Origin of the sequence: Nocardioides sp. 503 (assembly GCF_004522095.1) — a bacterium.
GTDB lineage: Bacteria > Actinomycetota > Actinomycetes > Propionibacteriales > Nocardioidaceae > Nocardioides.
In genome coordinates this window covers 1305972-1322070 of the sequence record NZ_SPUI01000003.1, presented here as the reverse complement: position 1 = coordinate 1322070, position 16099 = coordinate 1305972, and the positions used below count along the sequence as shown (strand labels likewise).

Annotated in this window: 16 protein-coding genes; 9 read left to right on the top strand and 7 right to left on the bottom strand. The window is 73.4% G+C overall.

What is annotated here, in order from left to right:
• The first annotated feature begins 2 nt into the window (after window positions 1–2).
• Window positions 3–2504 carry an ATP-binding protein gene (locus E4622_RS13420; RefSeq protein WP_134740649.1) on the top strand — a complete coding sequence of 834 codons (2502 nt, stop codon included), beginning with the start codon at window positions 3–5 and terminating at the stop codon, window positions 2502–2504.
• Entirely contained in the window at window positions 2501–3181 is a 681-nt protein-coding gene (locus E4622_RS13415) for a response regulator transcription factor (RefSeq protein ID WP_134740648.1), read from the top strand. Before E4622_RS13420 ends, E4622_RS13415 begins: the two co-directional genes overlap by 4 nt.
• An 11-nt stretch (window positions 3182–3192) precedes the next feature.
• Here the strand turns inward: E4622_RS13415 and E4622_RS13410 are convergent, their stop codons facing one another.
• The 3 genes from E4622_RS13410 to E4622_RS13400 form a co-directional block, all read right to left on the bottom strand.
• Window positions 3193–4620, bottom strand: coding sequence for a hypothetical protein (locus E4622_RS13410; RefSeq protein ID WP_134740647.1), 1428 nt, complete (start codon window positions 4618–4620; stop codon window positions 3193–3195).
• Window positions 4617–5144, bottom strand: a complete 528-nt coding sequence (locus E4622_RS13405) for a SigE family RNA polymerase sigma factor (RefSeq protein ID WP_209021904.1) — start codon at window positions 5142–5144, stop codon at window positions 4617–4619. Before E4622_RS13405 ends, E4622_RS13410 begins: the two co-directional genes overlap by 4 nt.
• A gap of 119 nt (window positions 5145–5263) precedes the next feature.
• Window positions 5264–5662, bottom strand: coding sequence for a DUF4446 family protein (locus E4622_RS13400; RefSeq protein WP_209021903.1), 399 nt, complete (start codon window positions 5660–5662; stop codon window positions 5264–5266).
• Between the two features lie 23 nt (window positions 5663–5685).
• Here E4622_RS13400 and E4622_RS13395 point away from each other — a divergent pair, with 23 nt between their 5' ends.
• From E4622_RS13395 to E4622_RS13370, 6 genes are all read left to right on the top strand, one after another.
• Window positions 5686–6525, top strand: a complete 840-nt coding sequence (locus E4622_RS13395; protein ID WP_134740645.1) for a prephenate dehydratase — start codon at window positions 5686–5688, stop codon at window positions 6523–6525.
• Between the two features lie 176 nt (window positions 6526–6701).
• Complete coding sequence (locus tag E4622_RS13390) at window positions 6702–7901, top strand: acyl-CoA desaturase (protein WP_134740644.1); 1200 nt, start codon at window positions 6702–6704, stop codon at window positions 7899–7901.
• A 1-nt stretch (window position 7902) separates the two neighbouring features.
• The gene (locus E4622_RS13385; RefSeq protein WP_134740643.1) at window positions 7903–9204 is read left to right on the top strand and encodes a lanthionine synthetase LanC family protein; all 1302 of its coding nucleotides are present in this window, start codon (window positions 7903–7905) and stop codon (window positions 9202–9204) included.
• Window positions 9205–9241: 37 nt separating this feature from the next.
• Window positions 9242–9832: a TMEM165/GDT1 family protein gene (locus E4622_RS13380; RefSeq protein WP_134740642.1), complete on the top strand. Its 591-nt coding sequence runs from the start codon at window positions 9242–9244 to the stop codon at window positions 9830–9832.
• A gap of 35 nt (window positions 9833–9867) precedes the next feature.
• Window positions 9868–11082 (top strand): arginine deiminase, encoded by a 1215-nt coding sequence (locus tag E4622_RS13375; protein WP_134740641.1) that lies wholly within the window; start codon window positions 9868–9870, stop codon window positions 11080–11082.
• Between the two features lie 100 nt (window positions 11083–11182).
• Entirely contained in the window at window positions 11183–11548 is a 366-nt protein-coding gene (locus E4622_RS13370; RefSeq protein WP_134740640.1) for a cyclic nucleotide-binding domain-containing protein, read from the top strand.
• A 123-nt stretch (window positions 11549–11671) separates the two neighbouring features.
• On the opposite strand, the gene E4622_RS13365 is transcribed toward E4622_RS13370, so the two are convergent.
• The 4 genes from E4622_RS13365 to E4622_RS13350 all read right to left on the bottom strand — a co-directional run bounded on the left by E4622_RS13365 (window position 11672) and on the right by E4622_RS13350 (window position 15031).
• Complete coding sequence (locus tag E4622_RS13365; RefSeq protein WP_134740639.1) at window positions 11672–12601, bottom strand: DUF5926 family protein; 930 nt, start codon at window positions 12599–12601, stop codon at window positions 11672–11674.
• A gap of 9 nt (window positions 12602–12610) precedes the next feature.
• Window positions 12611–13390, bottom strand: coding sequence for a glycerophosphodiester phosphodiesterase family protein (locus E4622_RS13360; protein WP_134740638.1), 780 nt, complete (start codon window positions 13388–13390; stop codon window positions 12611–12613).
• 44 nt (window positions 13391–13434) lie between these two features.
• Window positions 13435–14625, bottom strand: coding sequence for an ATP-binding protein (locus E4622_RS13355; RefSeq protein ID WP_134740637.1), 1191 nt, complete (start codon window positions 14623–14625; stop codon window positions 13435–13437).
• Between the two features lie 127 nt (window positions 14626–14752).
• Window positions 14753–15031 carry a hypothetical protein gene (locus E4622_RS13350; RefSeq protein ID WP_209021902.1) on the bottom strand — a complete coding sequence of 93 codons (279 nt, stop codon included), beginning with the start codon at window positions 15029–15031 and terminating at the stop codon, window positions 14753–14755.
• A gap of 201 nt (window positions 15032–15232) precedes the next feature.
• Here E4622_RS13350 and E4622_RS13345 point away from each other — a divergent pair, with 201 nt between their 5' ends.
• Window positions 15233–16099, top strand: coding sequence for a DNA-formamidopyrimidine glycosylase family protein (locus tag E4622_RS13345; protein WP_134740636.1), 867 nt, complete (start codon window positions 15233–15235; stop codon window positions 16097–16099).

The following is a 16099-nucleotide window of genomic DNA, read 5'->3' as shown; positions in this document are numbered from 1 at the left end:
ACATGGTCGACGAGCCGCGCCGAGGTCGGCTGAGCGTCTACCTCGGCGCCGCGCCGGGGGTGGGCAAGACCTACGCCATGCTGGGCGAGGCCCGGCGTCGGTGCGAGCGCGGCACGGACGTGGTGGTCGGGTACGTCGAGACGCACGGGCGCGCCCACACCGAGGAGATGGTCGGCGACCTGGAGGTCGTCCCGCGGCGCGAGGTGACCTACCGCGGCTCGACGTTCACCGAGATGGACACCGAGGCGGTCATCGCCCGGGCCCCCGCCGTCGTGCTGGTCGACGAGCTCGCCCACACCAACGTGCCGGGCAGCCGCCACGCCAAGCGGGTCGAGGACATCGAGCAGATCCGCGCGGCCGGGATCTCGGTCATCACGACCGTCAACATCCAGCACCTGGAGTCGCTCAACGACGAGGTCGCGCGGATCACCGGCGTCCGGCAGCAGGAGACCGTGCCCGACGGGGTCGTGCGCACCGCCGACTCGATCCAGCTCGTCGACATGGACCCCGACGCGCTGCGGCGGCGGATGGCGCACGGCAACATCTACGCCGCCGACAACGTCGACGCCTCGCTCACCTCCTACTTCCGGGTCGGCAACCTCACCGCGCTGCGCGAGCTCGCGCTGCTGTGGCTGGCCGACCGGGTCGACGACGCGCTGGGCGACTACCGCCGGGCCCACCGGATCGCGGAGACCTGGCCGGCCAAGGAGCGGATCGTCGTCGCGGTCACCGGCGGGGCCGAGAGCGAGACGCTGCTGCGCCGCGGGGCGCGGCTGGCGCAGCGGGCCGCCGGCGCCGACCTGCTCGCCGTCCACGTCGTCGCCGACGACGGCCTGCGCTCCCCCGACGACCGGCGACTCGGGCGGGCACAGGAGCTGGTGGCCTCGCTGGGCGGGACCTTCCACTCCGTGGTGGGCGAGGACGTCCCGGCCGCGGTGGTCGACTTCGCCTCCGGCGCCAACGCCACGATGGTGGTCGTGGGCGTCAGCCGCCACGGGCGCCTGCGCCGGCTGGTCGCCGGCACGACCGGCGACCGGATCGCCTCCCTGGCCGGCGCCATCGACGTCCACCTCGTCACCCACGACGAGGTCGCCCGCGCGGCCCGCACGCGGTCGTTCCTCTCGCCGCTCTCGCGAGCGAGGCAGGCGGCCGGCTGGGTCCTGGCCCTCGCCCTGCCGGTGGTGATGGCGCTCGCGCTCGACCGGTCGGGCGAGACCGACCAGCTGGCGGTCGCCGAGCTCCTCCTGCTCGCGTGCACCGTCGTGGTGGCGCTCGTCGGCGGCCTGCTGCCCGCCCTGCTCGCGGCGGTGGTCAGCTTCATGACGCTGAACTACTACTTCGCCCCGCCTCTCGGCCGGCTGACCATCGCGCAGGGCAGCGACGTGGTCGCGCTCGGCGTCTACGTCGCCGTCGCGGTCGGGGTCGCGACCGTCGTCGACCGCGCCTCCCGGCGGGCGGGCGAGGCCACCCGCGCCCGGGGCGAGGCCGCCACCATGAGCGCCCTGTCGCGCTCGGTGCTGACCGGTCAGGACACCGCCGACGCGATCGTCGCCCGGGTCCGCGAGACCTTCGCCCAGCAGTCGGTGTCGCTGCTGGGCCGCTCCGGGTCCGGCTGGTCGGTGGTGACCTCCAGCGGGCCGGAGCACGCCTGCGCCCCCGACCAGGGCGACACGCAGGTGCGCGTCGACGACGAGCACGTGCTGTGCCTGCGCGGCGAGCGGCTGCGGGCCTCCGACCAGCGGGTGCTGGAGGCGTTCGCGCTGCAGACCAGCCTGGTGCTGGAGTACCGCCGGCTGCGCGAGCGCGACGAGCACGCCGCCACCCTGGAGAGCGCCGAGGCGACCCGCACGGCCCTGCTGCGGGCGGTCAGCCACGACCTGCGCACGCCGCTGGCCACGATGCGCACGGCGGTCGACGGGCTGGTCTCGGGCGACCTCGACCCCACCGACCGGCAGACGCTGCTGGACGCGCTGGAGGGGTCCACCGACCAGCTCGAGCGGCTCATCGACAACCTGCTCGACCTGTCCCGCCTCCAGACGGGCCTGCTGCACCCGGTGCTGCGTCCGCTGTCGCTGGAGGAGGTGCTGCCGATCGCCGTGACGGGTCATCCGCCCGGGGCGGTGTCGCTGGACGTCGCCGAGTCCGTGCCGCTGGTCCTCACCGACCCCGGACTCCTCGAGCGCGTGGTGGCCAACCTCGTCGGCAACGCCGTGCGGGTCTCCGAGGGGGCGCCCGTGCGGGTGCTGGCCCACGTGCTGCCGGACTCGGTCGAGGTCATGGTCGTCGACCGCGGCCCCGGCGTACCGCCCGACCAGCGCGAGCGGATGTTCGAGCCCTTCCAGCGCCTCGGCGACAGCTCGCCCGGCGGCCTGGGCCTCGGCCTCGCGGTCGCGCGCGGGCTCACCGAGGCCGTGGGTGGCACGCTGTCGGCGGAGGACACCCCCGGCGGGGGCCTGACGATGGTGGTGTCGGTGCCGCGGGCACCCGAGGAGGCGGACGCGTGAGCCACAAGGTGCTGGTCGTCGAGGACGAGCCCGCCCTCGCCCGGGCCCTCGCGATCAACCTGCGCTCCCACGGCTGGGAGGTCGTCACCGCCGCCGACGGCCGCAGCGGGCTGGACGCCGCCGCGACCACCCACCCCGACGTGGTGCTGCTCGACTTGGGGCTGCCCGACCTCGACGGCACCGAGGTCATCTCCGGGCTGCGGGGCTGGACCAGCGTGCCGATCGTGGTGCTCTCGGCGCGCCAGCACGGCGAGGACAAGGTCGAGGCGCTCGACCTCGGCGCCGACGACTACGTCACCAAGCCCTTCGCCATGAACGAGCTGATGGCCCGCCTGCGGGCGGCGGTGCGCCGGGCCGAGGAGGTCGCCCCGACGGTCTCGACGGTGCAGGTCGGCGGCCTCCTCATCGACCTCGCCCGCAAGCGGGTCGCGCGCGACGGGACCGACGTACGGCTGACGCCCACGGAGTGGGCCTTCCTGGAGCTGCTGGCCCGCAACCTCGGGCGGCTGGTCCCCCGCGAGCAGGTGCTGCGCGAGGTGTGGGGACCGGGCTACGAGCACGAGGGCCACTACCTCCGGGTCTACGCCGCCCAGCTGCGCCGCAAGCTCGAGGACAACCCGGCCCACCCGCGCCACCTCGTGACCACGAGCGGGCTGGGCTACACCCTCGAGCCCTGACCGCCGGTCCGTCAGCAGCGCTGGACGGTCGGCGGGCTGAGCGTCTCGTCGATGCGGACGCAGCCCTGGCTCAGTGGCTGCAGCGGCGGAGCGGTGCCAGCCGCGACCGTGCCCCCGAGGGTCCACGACCTCACCTCGTACTCCTGGCTGTCGGGGTCGGTCAGGAGCCGTGTGTAGAGCGTGCGGTCCGCGCCGATGGTGGTGTCGTAGGTCCCGGCGTCGGTGGCGCCGTTGCCGAACAGCACCCCGTCGGGGACCTCGGCGGCGAAGAAGCCGCCGTCGAAGGTCGTGACCACGGTCAGCTCGTCGAACTCCCCGGACTCCTGGCGCACCAGCAGCGAGAGCTCGTCGCCCGGCACCAGGAGCTGGTCGATGAACAGCACCGGCTCCCCGCCCTGCGGGAGCGGGACCGACCGCTCGGGACCGGCGCCGGTCAGGACCACCCGGCTGCGCTCCAGGGTGACGGTGACGGGCTCGCCGTCGAGCTCGTAGTCCTCCGACCCCCCGACACCGATGGTGGCCTCGGCCGCCGGGAACAGCTGCGGCACCGCGGTGCCGTCACCGTCGAGGCACGCGATCGGCAGCCCGTCGTAGGTCATGGGGTCGGTGGCGGCGTGGTCGACGCACTGGCGGTCGGGCTCGCCGGGGACCAGCGCCCCGTCGACGAGCGACCAGCGCGTGACCTCGACCGGGTAGGTCTGCGGCAGCGCGAGCGGCTCGCCGCCGGAGAAGGCGTCGACCGAGAGGTAGGAGTAGAGGGCGCCCTCCCGCACGAACACCCGTGAGTCACGCCCGCGGCCGTCCTCGGCGGGCACGGTGCCGGTGGTGAGCGCCGGCTCGTCGGGCTGCGACGCCTCCACGAGCTGCCCGTCGACCAGCGCGAGCACCGCGAAGGTCTCGGGACCGTTGCTGTCGTCGCTGTCGCCCCGGTAGATCGTGAGCTCCCGGTCGCCGTCGCCGTCGAGGTCCACGACGTCCGCGACGTTGACCAGCACGCCGAAGCTCTCGACGAGCCCGAAGACCGTGTCCCCGGAGGCGGACAGGTCGACCTCGATGCGGGCCCGCGGGCCGACGAGCGGCTTCCCGGGCTCCTGCCGGATGCGCACGGCGTCCTCGACGCTGTCGCCGTCCACGTCGACCGGGTCCGTGGGGAACTCGATCGGCCAGTCGCCGCCGACGTCCTCCTGCGGGGGCAGGGTCGGCTCCGCGGCCTGCGAGCCGACCGGCGGCCGGGGGTGGACGTCCCCGTCACCGACCCCCAGGACGAACGGTGCCGCGATGATCCCCGCGCAGGCCGCGGCCGCGACCAGGTACGTCGCGGGGCGGCGCAGCCAGTGGACCTCTGCGGTGGGGGCCTCGAGCGGGCGCAGGTCCTCGGGCTGGACCTGGTCGGCGCGCGCCTGCAGGGCGCGGGTGAGGCGGTCCTCGATCGTGCTCATCGGTGGCCCTCCTTGCTGAGGATGCTCTCGAGCGCGTCGAGCGCGCGGCTGGCGGTGGACTTCACGGAGCCCCGGGAGATGCCCAGGGCCTCGGCGATCTCGATCTCGGAGAGGTTCGACCAGTAGCGCAGGACGAGGACCTCCCGCTGGCGCGGGGCCAGGTGCTCGAGCGCCTGGTAGACCTCGCGGTGCTCCTCGGCGAGCACCGCCGTGGCCTCCGGCCCGTCGGGCGGGGTGTCGTGCGGGGCGACGTAGCCGCGCGCCGTACGCCGGCGGCGCAGCGCCGAGCGGCTGCCGTTGACCACCGAGGTGCGCAGGTAGGCCAGCGCGGCCGCGCCGTTGTCGAGGCGCCCGCGGCGCCCGGCCATCGCCGCGAAGGCGTCCTGCACGACGTCCTCGGCCGAGGCCAGGTCGTCGACGAGCAGGATCGCCAGGCGGACGAGGGAGAGCCGGTGGGCGGCGTACAGCTCCGAGAGCTCGGCCTCACCGAAGGTCGGGGGCGCTCCCGCACGCGTCCTGGCCATGGGCCTGCCTCTCGTGGTCACGTCGGTGGTCATGCTGATGAGACGCCCGACGCCCTCCGAGGTTGTCTCGGCTCACCGACTGCTCACTGTCCACCCGACCCGCCCTCGCGGGCCAGCGCTCACGGCCGGGCGTGGGCGATGGCCTCGTCCTCCTCGGGCGAGAGCTGCTGGTCGCAGGTCCAGCCGGCGATGTTCTTGGCGTAGCCGCGGGCGTCGGAGCGCCCGTGGATCGAGGTGAGGACGACGCCGTCGCCGCCGTCGTCGAGGAGCGCCAGCGACCACGAGAGCCGCCCGCCCATGTCGCCGAAGGCGTCGTAGCGCACCACCGCGACGTGCCGCAGCGAGCCGCGGGCCTCCGCGCGCAGCGCGGCGACCTCCTGGCGCAGGCCGTGGACGTCCTCGGGCAGCGCGTCGGCCCCCATCTCGTCGCTCGCGCGGCGCAGGCGGCGCAGCACCAGCGCGGACACCGTCAGGGAGGCGAGGGCGACCACCAGGCTGAGCACGACGAGGAAGACCACGTCGCCGACCCTAAACTCTGGGCGTGACTTCCCCTCGACGCATCGCCTACCAGGGCGAGCCCGGCGCCAACTCCCACCAGGTGTGCCGCCAGCACTACCCCGACTGGGACACGCTGCCCTGCGCGTCGTTCGAGGACGTCTTCGCCGCCGTGGAGGCCGAGGAGGCCGACCTGGCGATGATCCCGATCGACAACTCGATCGCCGGCCGCGTCGCGGACATCCACCACTTCCTGCCCGGCTCGGGGCTGCACATCGTCGCGGAGCACTTCCTGCGGATCCGCTTCCACCTGATGGGGGTGCCCGGCGCGACACTGGATCAGGTCCGCACGGTGCACAGCCACGTCCACGCCCTCGGGCAGTGCCGCAAGATCATCCGCGAGCACGGCCTGGTGCCGCTGATCTCCGGCGACACCGCCGGCGCCGCCCGCGAGGTCGCCGAGGCCGCGGACCCCACGCAGGCCGCGATCTCCCCGCCCCTGGCCGCCGAGATCTACGGCCTGGAGATCCTCGCGAAGGACGTCGAGGACGAGGACCACAACACCACCCGCTTCGTGGTGCTCTCCCGCGACCTCGTCCAGGCCCCCGCCGGCGACGGCCCGGTGGTCACCAGCTTCATCTTCAACGTGCGCAACCTGCCCGCGGCGCTCTACAAGGCCCTCGGCGGCTTCGCCACCAACGGCGTCAACATGACCAAGCTGGAGAGCTACATGGTCGGCGGCCACTTCGCCGCCACCCAGTTCCTCGCCGAGGTCGACGGCCACCCCGACGACCCCGGCCTGTCCCGTGCCCTCGAGGAGCTCGCGTTCTTCACCACCGACATCAAGATCCTGGGCGTCTACGCGGCCGACCCGTTCCGGTCGTGAGGGGCAGGTTTTTCAGCATCTGCTGAAAAACCTGACGTTCTGGGCCGGAATTCCGCCCCAGAACCGCCAGGAAATCCCCAGAACCTCCCGCCACGACCGGGCCGCGCGCGCGGTCGCGTCGCGATCGGGGAGAATGGGTACCGCACGTCGCGCCCCCATCGCGAAGAGGTCACCCCATGACTGCGCTCGAACGACAGGCCCACAGCCAGGTCCGCCACCTCACGCCGTACGACGTGGAGCAGATCGGCGAGGAGCTCGACCGGATCCGCCAGCACGTCCTCGACACGCGCGGTGAGCGCGACGCGGCCTACATCCGGCGGGTGATCGCGGTCCAGCGCCGCCTCGAGCTCGCCAGCCGCGTGATCCTGCTCGCCGGCCGGTTCCCGCCGGCGTGGGTCGCCGGCACCGCCGCGCTGAGCCTGGCCAAGATCCTCGACAACATGGAGATCGGCCACAACGTCCTGCACGGGCAGTGGGACTGGATGCGCGACCCCAAGATCCACTCCACGACCTGGGACTGGGACCACGCCTCGCCGCCCGCGCAGTGGAAGCGCGCGCACAACGAGACGCACCACACCTACACCAACATCCTGGGCCAGGACAACGACCTCGGCTACGGCATCATGCGCGTCGACGAGGACCAGGAGTGGCAGCCGCGGCACCTCGCCCAGCCGCTGTGGAACTTCGTCAACGCGTGCATCTTCGAGTACGGCATCGCGATGTACGACATCGAGTTCGGCGAGCACCTGCGCCAGGGCAAGGGCTTCACCCCGGAGCTGCGCGAGCGCATCCGCGCCGCCGCCGCCAAGGCGTCCAAGGGCATCACCAAGGACTACGTCGTGCACCCGCTGCTCGCCGGCCCCGGCTGGCTGGCGACCCTGACGGCCAACGCGACCGCCAACCTCGTGCGCAACCTGTGGAGCCACTCGATCATCATGTGCGGCCACTTCCCCGAGGGCGTGGAGACGTTCGAGATGCGCGAGCTCGACACCCGCGAGACCAAGGGCGAGTGGTACCTGCGCCAGATGCTCGGCTCGGCCAACATCTCGGGCCCGCCGATCATGCACCTGCTCTCGGGCAACCTCTCCCACCAGATCGAGCACCACCTGTTCCCCGACCTCCCGAGCAACCGCTACGCCGAGATCGCGCCGCGCGTGCGGGAGCTGTTCGAGCGCTACGGCCTGAGCTACAACGCGCGCCCGCTCCCCCAGCAGGTCGCCAGCGCCTGGCACCGCGTGCTGCGGCTCTCGCTGCCCAACGACTGGCTCGCCGAGACCGACCGCCGCACCCTCCCGCGCCAGCTCGGCAAGCTGTGGCGCCAGACCCGGACCTCGCTGTCCGAGGGCCGGCGCCGCGGGGCCCTCGCGCTCGCCTGAGGTGTCCGCGCACGAGACGTACGCCGAGGTCGCGGCCGAGGCGTGGCGCTGGGTCCTGGCCCAGGTCCGCTGGGACGACGGCCCGTGGCTGCCGACCTCCGTGCCGTGGCCGGACGACGCCGGCCCGCCTCCGGACCGCGACGGCCTGCACAGCGGGGTGGCCGGGCTCGCCCTGGCTCTCGCCGAGGTCGCCCGTACCCGTCCGTGGACCGACGAGGAGGAGCGTCTCGCCTTCGGAGTGGCCGAGCGGCTGCGGCGACGCATCCCCACGTCGTACGACGCCACCTGGTTCGACGGGCTACCCGGCGACGCGTGCGCCCTGCTGGCCCTCGGCTCCGACGGTGGCGACGGCGCCGACGGCGCCGACGGGGCCGACGGGGCCGAGGCGGCGTTCGCCCGGCTGGCCGAGCTGGCGACGCCGGACGGCTGGGCGCAGACGGTCACGACGCCGCCGAAGTTCCTCCCCGGCGCGCGCATCAGCGACGCGACCCTCGGCACCGCCGGGGTGCTGCTGGCGGCCGTGACCGGGCTCGAGCACGACGTGACGGGCGCGCGCGAGGTGGCCGAGCACGCCGCCGGTGTGCTCCTCGCCGAGGCGGAGCCGGCCGAGGGCGGCCTGCGGTGGCGGTTCGTGCCGGAGCGCTTCCGCACCACGCCGGCCACCGAGATGCCCAACTGGTCGCACGGGACCGCCGGCATCGCCGCAGCGCTGGCCCTGGCCGGCGAGGCGCTCGGCCGCGCGGACCTCGTCGAGACCGCCACGGCCGGGGCCGCGCACCTCGTGACGCTGGCCGTGCCGAGCGGCGACGGCGTCGTCCTGCCCCGCTACGCGCCCGAGCCGCTGCCCGACGAGGAGCCCTACTCGTTCGGCTGGTGCCACGGCGCCGCCGGCACCTCCCAGCTCTTCGCGGCGCTCGAGCGGGCCGGCGTGCCGTCCGTGGCCGGGGAGCCGCCCGCGACCTGGCGGCGCCGCCTGCTGGCGAGCGTCGTCTCCTCCGGCCTGCCCGAGCGGCTGCGCCCCGGCTTCTGGGACAACGACGGGCGCTGCTGCGGCACCGCCGGCGTGGGCGAGATCGTCCTCGACGCGTGGCAGTCCGGCGGCGACGCGCACGACCTCGCCTTCGCACGCCGGCTCGGGGACGCGCTGGTCGAGCGGGCGGTGCGTGACGGCGACGGGGCCTGCTGGCGGTTCGTGGCCCCCGAGCAGCCGGACCCGCTGCTGCCGCCCGGAACGGGCTGGATGCAGGGCGCGGCCGGCATCGCGGCGTACCTCACACGGCTGGCCCGGGTGAGCCCACCCTGAGTGGGCCCACGCCTGCGGACCACGGAGAATGGCACCCATGGACCTCGCCGCCGTCGCGCTCACCTTCGGGGCGATCTTCCTCGTGGAGCTGCCGGACAAGACGTTCCTGGCGACGCTCGTGCTGGCCACCAAGTACCGGCCGATCCTCGTGTGGATCGGGGTGGGCCTGGCCTTCACCGTGCAGACCCTGGTCGCGGTGCTGCTCGGCCACGCCGCGTCCCTGCTGCCGCCGGACGTCGTCAAGACCGCGGCCATCGTGCTGTTCCTGGTGGGGGCGGTCGTCCTCTTCCGCGAGGGCCGCAGCCACCAGGAGGCCGACGGCGAGGAGTTCGCCGAGAAGGCCCAGCCCGTGCAGGGCTTCCGCGCCGTGCTGGCGTCGTTCCTCGTGCTCTTCGCGGCCGAGTGGGGCGACCTCTCCCAGCTGCTGACGCTGTCGCTGGTGGCGAAGTACGAGGCGCCGCTGAGCGTCTTCGTCGGCGCCCTCGGGGCGCTGCTGACCGTGAGCGCGCTAGCGGTGATCGTGGGTCGCAGCCTGCTGCGCTTCATCTCGATCCACGTGCTGCACTACCTCGGGGCGGTCGTGTGCCTCGTGCTCGCCGCCCTCACGATCTACGAGCTGGTGCGCTGACCCCCGAGCGCCGCCCCGGGCCCTAGTGTGGGCTCATGACTGCGACCCACGGAGCGGACAGCGAGGTCGGCCGGCTGCGGACCGTGATGCTGCACCGGCCCGGCAACGAGCTCAAGCGCCTGACGCCCCGCAACAACGACAAGCTGCTCTTCGACGGCATCCCGTGGGTGGCGCGGGCCCAGGAGGAGCACGACGCGTTCGCCGAGGCCCTGCGCTCGCGCGACGTGGAGGTCCTCTACCTCACCGAGCTGCTGACCGAGACGCTCGAGACCCAGGCGGCCCGCGACAGCGCGATCGCCACCGCCCTGGCCGACCTCGACCTGGGCGACACGATGCGCGGCTACCTCAACGGGATGCTGCACGACGCGAGCGCCGAGGACCTGACCGGCTACCTCACCGCCGGCATCCGCAACGACGAGGTGCGCGGTGGCTTCGGTCTCGTCACCTCCCTGCTGGCCCACGACGACTTCCTCGTCGACCCGCTGCCCAACCTGCTCTTCACGCGCGACTCCTCGGTGTGGGTGCACGACCGGATCGCCATCACCTCGCTGGCGATGCCGGCGCGCAAGCGCGAGTCGCAGCTGACCGAGATCATCTACAGCCTGCACCCGCGCTTCGCCGACTCGCCCCGCATCCTGGGCCACCACTTCGAGCACGTCGAGGGCGGCGACGTACTGCTGCTGGCGCCGCGCGTGATCGCGGTGGGCGTCGGCGAGCGCACGACCCCGGCCGGCGTCGAGCGGCTCGCGCGGCAGGTGTTCGAGGCCTCCCTGGCCGACACCGTGCTCGCCGTCCCGATCGCCCAGGAGCGCGCGACCATGCACCTCGACACGGTCTGCACGATGGTCGACGTCGACAAGGTCGTGATGTACCCCAACGTCGCGCACACCCTCACGGCGTACGCCGTCACGCAGGACGGCCAGGACGACGACGGCACCCTGCGGCTGCTGGTGGCCGAGGCCGAGCCGTTCCTGGTGGCGGCCGCCAAGGCGATGGGCATCGACCAGCTGCACCAGATCGACACCGGCCTGGACCCGGTCACCGCCGAGCGCGAGCAGTGGGACGACGGCAACAACACCCTCGCGCTGGCGCCCAAGGTCGCGGTGGCCTACGAGCGCAACGACGAGACCAACGACCGCCTGGAGGACGCCGGCATCGAGGTCGTGCGGATCGCCGGCTCCGAGCTCGGGTCGGGCCGTGGCGGCCCGCGCTGCATGAGCTGCCCCGTCGCCCGCGACCCGCTGGTGTAGCGCGGGCTCTCCCCGCGCCGGGGTGGACCGCTGCTGGACAGTGCCCGCGGCGCGGGAGAGGATCCCCTGCGGGGAGGGCCCCACGGCGAAAGGGCACGGCATGGCTTCGTTCTTCGACACGTTCACCCCGCAGGAGGTCGCGCGCATCAGCGCGCAGGGCCGCCACGTGCGGCTGCCCCAGGGCTGGTCGCCGATCTGGGAGAGGACGCCCGCCGACAAGGCCTACATCCTCATCGACGGCACCGTCTCGGTGCGCCGCGACGGCACCGAGATCGCCCAGCTGGGCCCCGGCGACGTCATGGGCGAGCAGGCGATCATCGGCCACAAGCTCCGCAACGCCTCGATCGTGGCGCTCACGCCGCTCGAGGTGATCCACTTCACCGACGAGACGGTGCGCCAGCTGTGCGAGGAGATGCCGTCGTTCAAGAAGGCCCTCGACGCGGTCGCCGAGTCGCGCCTGGGCTGAGCCCGGCACCCGCACGGGCGGAGGGAAGCAAGCGGCTCGGCCGCTGCCAACGGGGGATTCGGCAGCGACCGAGCCAGCGACAAATCTAAACGCTCCGCCGCGCCCGGGCCAACTCTCGGGGACTCAGCGGATGGTCACCTGGCGGTTGGCCAGACCCGAGCGCGCGGCCCGCTGCTCGGTGGTGAGGTCGGAGGTGTCCGCGAGCGCCTCGGCGAGGTCCTTCGCGAACGCCGCCGCGCTGTCCTCGAGCACCTCCGCGCCGGTGCCGACCGGCAGGTCCCAGACCGGCGCGAGCAGCCCGTGGGCGCGGAACATGCCGACCAGGCGCGAGTCGGTCGCGATCGAGTCCTGACCGGCGGCGTGCAGGCGGGCCAGCGCGTCGAGCAGCTGGTCCTCCGGCTCGGGCATGACCCAGCGCAGGTGCTCCTTGCTGCCGACGTTGGTCCAGTACGCCGCCTCGACCGACGTCAGCCGGGCCGTGGGCGTCGCCTGCTGGTTGGCCTGCTCGAGGGCGGCCTCCATGCCGCTGGTGTCCTCGACGTCGCTGACCCAGAAGTCGAAGCCGTCGTGGACGGTCACGTCCAGCGAGGTGCCCGTGACCAGGTCCTGGAGCCGGGGGCCCTCGCCGGGCGCCTCGGTCAGGCCCACGATGCCGGGCTCGGCCTCCAGGGCGCGGGTGAGCACCGCGGCCAGGTCGCGCGAGGGGTCGCCGTAGTTGTGCTGCACCTGCAGGCCCAGCCAGACCTGGCCGCTGTCGCGCGACATCGCCGGCACCGCCATCGGCAGCAGCGAGCACAGCACGACGGGGCGGTCGCCGGCGGTGGGGACCGTCAGCGGCGCGGTGGCCGCCGGGACGAGCTCGCGCAGCGCCACGATGTCGCACTCCGAGGGCAGCCCCTCGAAGGTGCGGCCGACGAACACGTCGGGCGCGCCGCCCTTGGCGCCGTGGCACGCCTTGTAGCGCTTGCCCGAGCCGCACGGGCAGGGCTGGCGGGGGCCGACCTCGCCGGCGGGGAGGTTCTCTCGACGGATGCTGCGGTTGCGCTTGGCCATGGCCGCAACCTACTGGTCGAGCAGCTCCAGCATGTAGGCCGGGCGGTCGCTGATGACCGCCTTGACCCCGAGGCTGCGGCACAGCTCGAGGTCCTCGGCGGTGTTGACCGTCCAGACGTGGACGTCGTGGCCGCTGCCGGCGATGCGGCGAGCGAAGCGCGGGCTCTCCCGCAGCTCGTCGATGCCGGGCCCCACGATCCAGTCCTTGCCGATCACGCGGCGCAGCATCCGCCAGCTGACGGCGTGCTCGACCAGCTGCACGAGCTGGACGTCGGGCGCCATGCGCTCCACCCGCTGCAGGGCGGTGAAGGAGAAGCTCATGACGCGCACGGGCGAGCCGGGCCGGTCCCAGCCGAAGTCGCGAAGCATCTCCACGAGCCGCTTCTCGACCAGACCGCCGTACCGGGTGGGGTGCTTGGTCTCGATCGCGACCTCGATCCGGCGGTCGTAGTCGGCGACCGTCTCGAGGAGCTTGCGCAGGGTCAGGACCCGGTCGAGCTCCTCGTCGCGGTCGGGCGCCTCGTCGTCGAGCTCGGACCAGGGGTTCTTCCACGACGCGAAGTCGAGCTCGGAGAGGTCGGCCAGGTCGAGCGTGGAGATCGCGCCCTTGCGGCTCGCCGTACGGCGCAGGTCGCGGTCGTGCACGCACACGAGGTGGCCGTCGGCGGTGAGCCGGACGTCGCACTCCAGGCCCTCGGCTCCGGTGTCGAGCGCGGCGAGGTAGGCACCCAGGGTGTGCTCGGCCCTCTCGTGGCTCGCTCCCCGATGGGCGACGACCTGCGGCCTCATGGGACCAGTCTTGCCTGTCGGTGGGGGCCGCGTCGCGTCGCGGGTCAGCGTGAGCGCAGGAAGCGGCCGAAGTGCGGCACCGTGAAGGCGATCCGGCCCCGCTCCCCGGAGTAGATCAGGCCCTTCTTGAGCAGCGAGTCGCGCGCCGGGGAGAGCGACTGCGGCTTCTTGCCGAGCACGGCCGCGACGTCGGCGGTCGGCACCGAGCCGACCGCGTCCACCTCGTCGCCGGCGGCGTCGGCCATGGCGTGGAGGTACTCGCGCTCCCCCGGCGTCGCCCGCTCGAAGCGGCTGCCGAAGAAGCCGACGGCCAGCTCCCGCTCGGCCTCGGGCGCGGCCACCGCCACGTCGTCCACGGTGATCGGCGAGCGCGGGGCGACGTCCCACACGGTCTTGCCGTAGGCCTGGACGAAGTAGGGGTAGCCGCCGGTGGCGTCGTACATCGCCGTGAGCGCGTCGTCGGTGAACGTGGCCTCCTCTTCGCCCGCCGGCGCCGTCAGCGCCCGGTCGGCCTCGGCCCGGTCGAGGCGGTCGATGCGCTGGTAGGAGAAGAGCCGCTCGGAGTAGGACTTGCTGGCCGACAGGACGGCCGGCAGGTGCGGCAGCCCGGCGCCGACGACGATGACCGGCAGCCCGGTCTGGCTGATCTCGTGGCAGGCCGCGCACAGCGCGGAGACGTCGTCGGGCCCGAGGTCTTGCATCTCGTCGAGGAAGACGCCGACACCCTTGCCGAGGTCGGCGGCCAGGCCGCCGACGTCGGTCAGGAGCTCGACCAGGTCGATCTCGATGTCGCCGGAGTCGGCGCGGCCGCGCGCCGCCGGCACGTCGATGCCGGGGCTCCACTGGTCACGCAGCTTGGCCTGGGGACCGGCCTCGCGCTGCGCGAAGGCGCGCAGGACGCCGAGCACGTGGTCGCTCTGGTCGGTCTCGGGGTGCGCCAGCTCACGCACGGCCTGGTGCAGGGCGCTGCTCAGCGGTCGTCGCAGGTGCTGGTCGGGCCGCGCCTCGAGCTTGCCGGTGCCCCAGCCCTTGCGCACGGCCTGCGAGCGCAGGGCGTTGAGGAGCACGGTCTTGCCGACCCCCCGGAGCCCGGTGAGCACCAGCGACCGCTCCGGTCGCCCCCGCGCCACCCGCTCCAGCACCACGTCGAAGGCCCGCAGCTGCTCGTCGCGCCCCGCCAGCTCGGGCGGACGCTGACCCGCGCCGGGCGCGTACGGGTTGCGGATCGGGTCCATGCGAGGACCGTATCCGGATGTCTAGCCGATTCCTTAGAGTGGCGCGCCGTCGGGATAGTCCCTGACGTTCGTGCTGTGGATGTCGACTTTTGACGACACGTTCGTCAGGGACTACCCCGACGTGCGGTCAGCCGGTGGCGGTGCGGGGTCGCGTGGCGGTGTCGTCCCAGGGGTCGGGGCGGTGGACGGCGGCGTACGACTGGGCCAGGCCGCCGCGGAGCAGGTCGATGAGGTCGGGGACCTCGTCGATGGCCAGCCGGAACGAGCCGGTGCAGAGGTTGTCGCGCCACAGCGACAGCACGACGACGTCGGCCTCGGAGTGCCAGGAGACCCGCAGGGCTCGGTCCGCACCCCGGGCGTCGAGGAAGATCGACCCCGTCTCGGGCATCGGACGTGCGGCGGGCATGCCCCATCATGCGCCCGCTGCTCGCCTGCTGTCACCGGTTTCGTGGGAGGTGGCGCGGGAGCAGGTTTTTCAGCATCTGCTGAAAACCTGGCGCTTCCGGGCCAGAACTCCGGCCCAGAAGCGCCGGAGAACCCCCAGAACCTCACCCACGCGAGCGCACAACAGCCCCGCCGGCTACGTCGTGCCGCCTAGAATCGCTGCGTGCCCGAGCTGCCCGAGGTGGAAGCGCTGGCCCTGGACCTGCGGGGCCGGCTCGACGGGCGCGCCATCACCAAGGTGCACATCGCGGCGTTCAGCGCGCTGAAGACCTACGACCCGCCGCTCAGCGCGCTCGAGGGCACGCTGGTCGACGGGGTGACGCGGCACGGGAAGTTCCTCGACATCGACGCCTCCGGGCTCCACGTCGTCTTCCACCTCGCCCGCGCGGGCTGGATCCGGTGGCGCGACGAGGTCCCGGCGCTGCCGCCCAAGCCGAGCAACAAGTCGCCGCTGGCCGTGCGGATCGTGCTCGACGACGACACGGGCCTCGACGTCACCGAGGCCGGCACCAAGAAGTCCCTGGCCCTGTACGTCGTCCGCGACCCCGCCGACGTCCCCGGCATCGCCCGGCTGGGGCCCGACCCGCTCGCCGACGAGTTCACCATCGAGGTGCTGAGCGAGATCCTGCAGCGCGAGGGCCGCAAGCAGCTCAAGGGCGTGCTGCGCCACCAGGGCACGATCGCCGGCATCGGCAACGCCTACTCCGACGAGCTGCTCCACGCGGCCCGGATGTCGCCGTTCAAGCCGGCCAACAGCCTCGACGACGAGGAGCTGCACACCCTGTACGCCGCCATCCGGGGCGTGCTGGGCGACGCGGTCGACCGCTCGCGGGGGCTCGCGGCGAGCGAGCTGAAGAGCGAGAAGAAGTCGAACCTCGCCGTGCACGGCCAGACCGGGAAGCCGTGCCCAGTGTGCGGCGACATCGTGCGCGAGGTGTCCTTCGCCGACTCGAGCCTGCAGTACTGCGCCACCTGCCAGACCGGCGGCAAGCCCCTGGCCGACCGGCGCATGAGCCGGCTGCTCAAATAG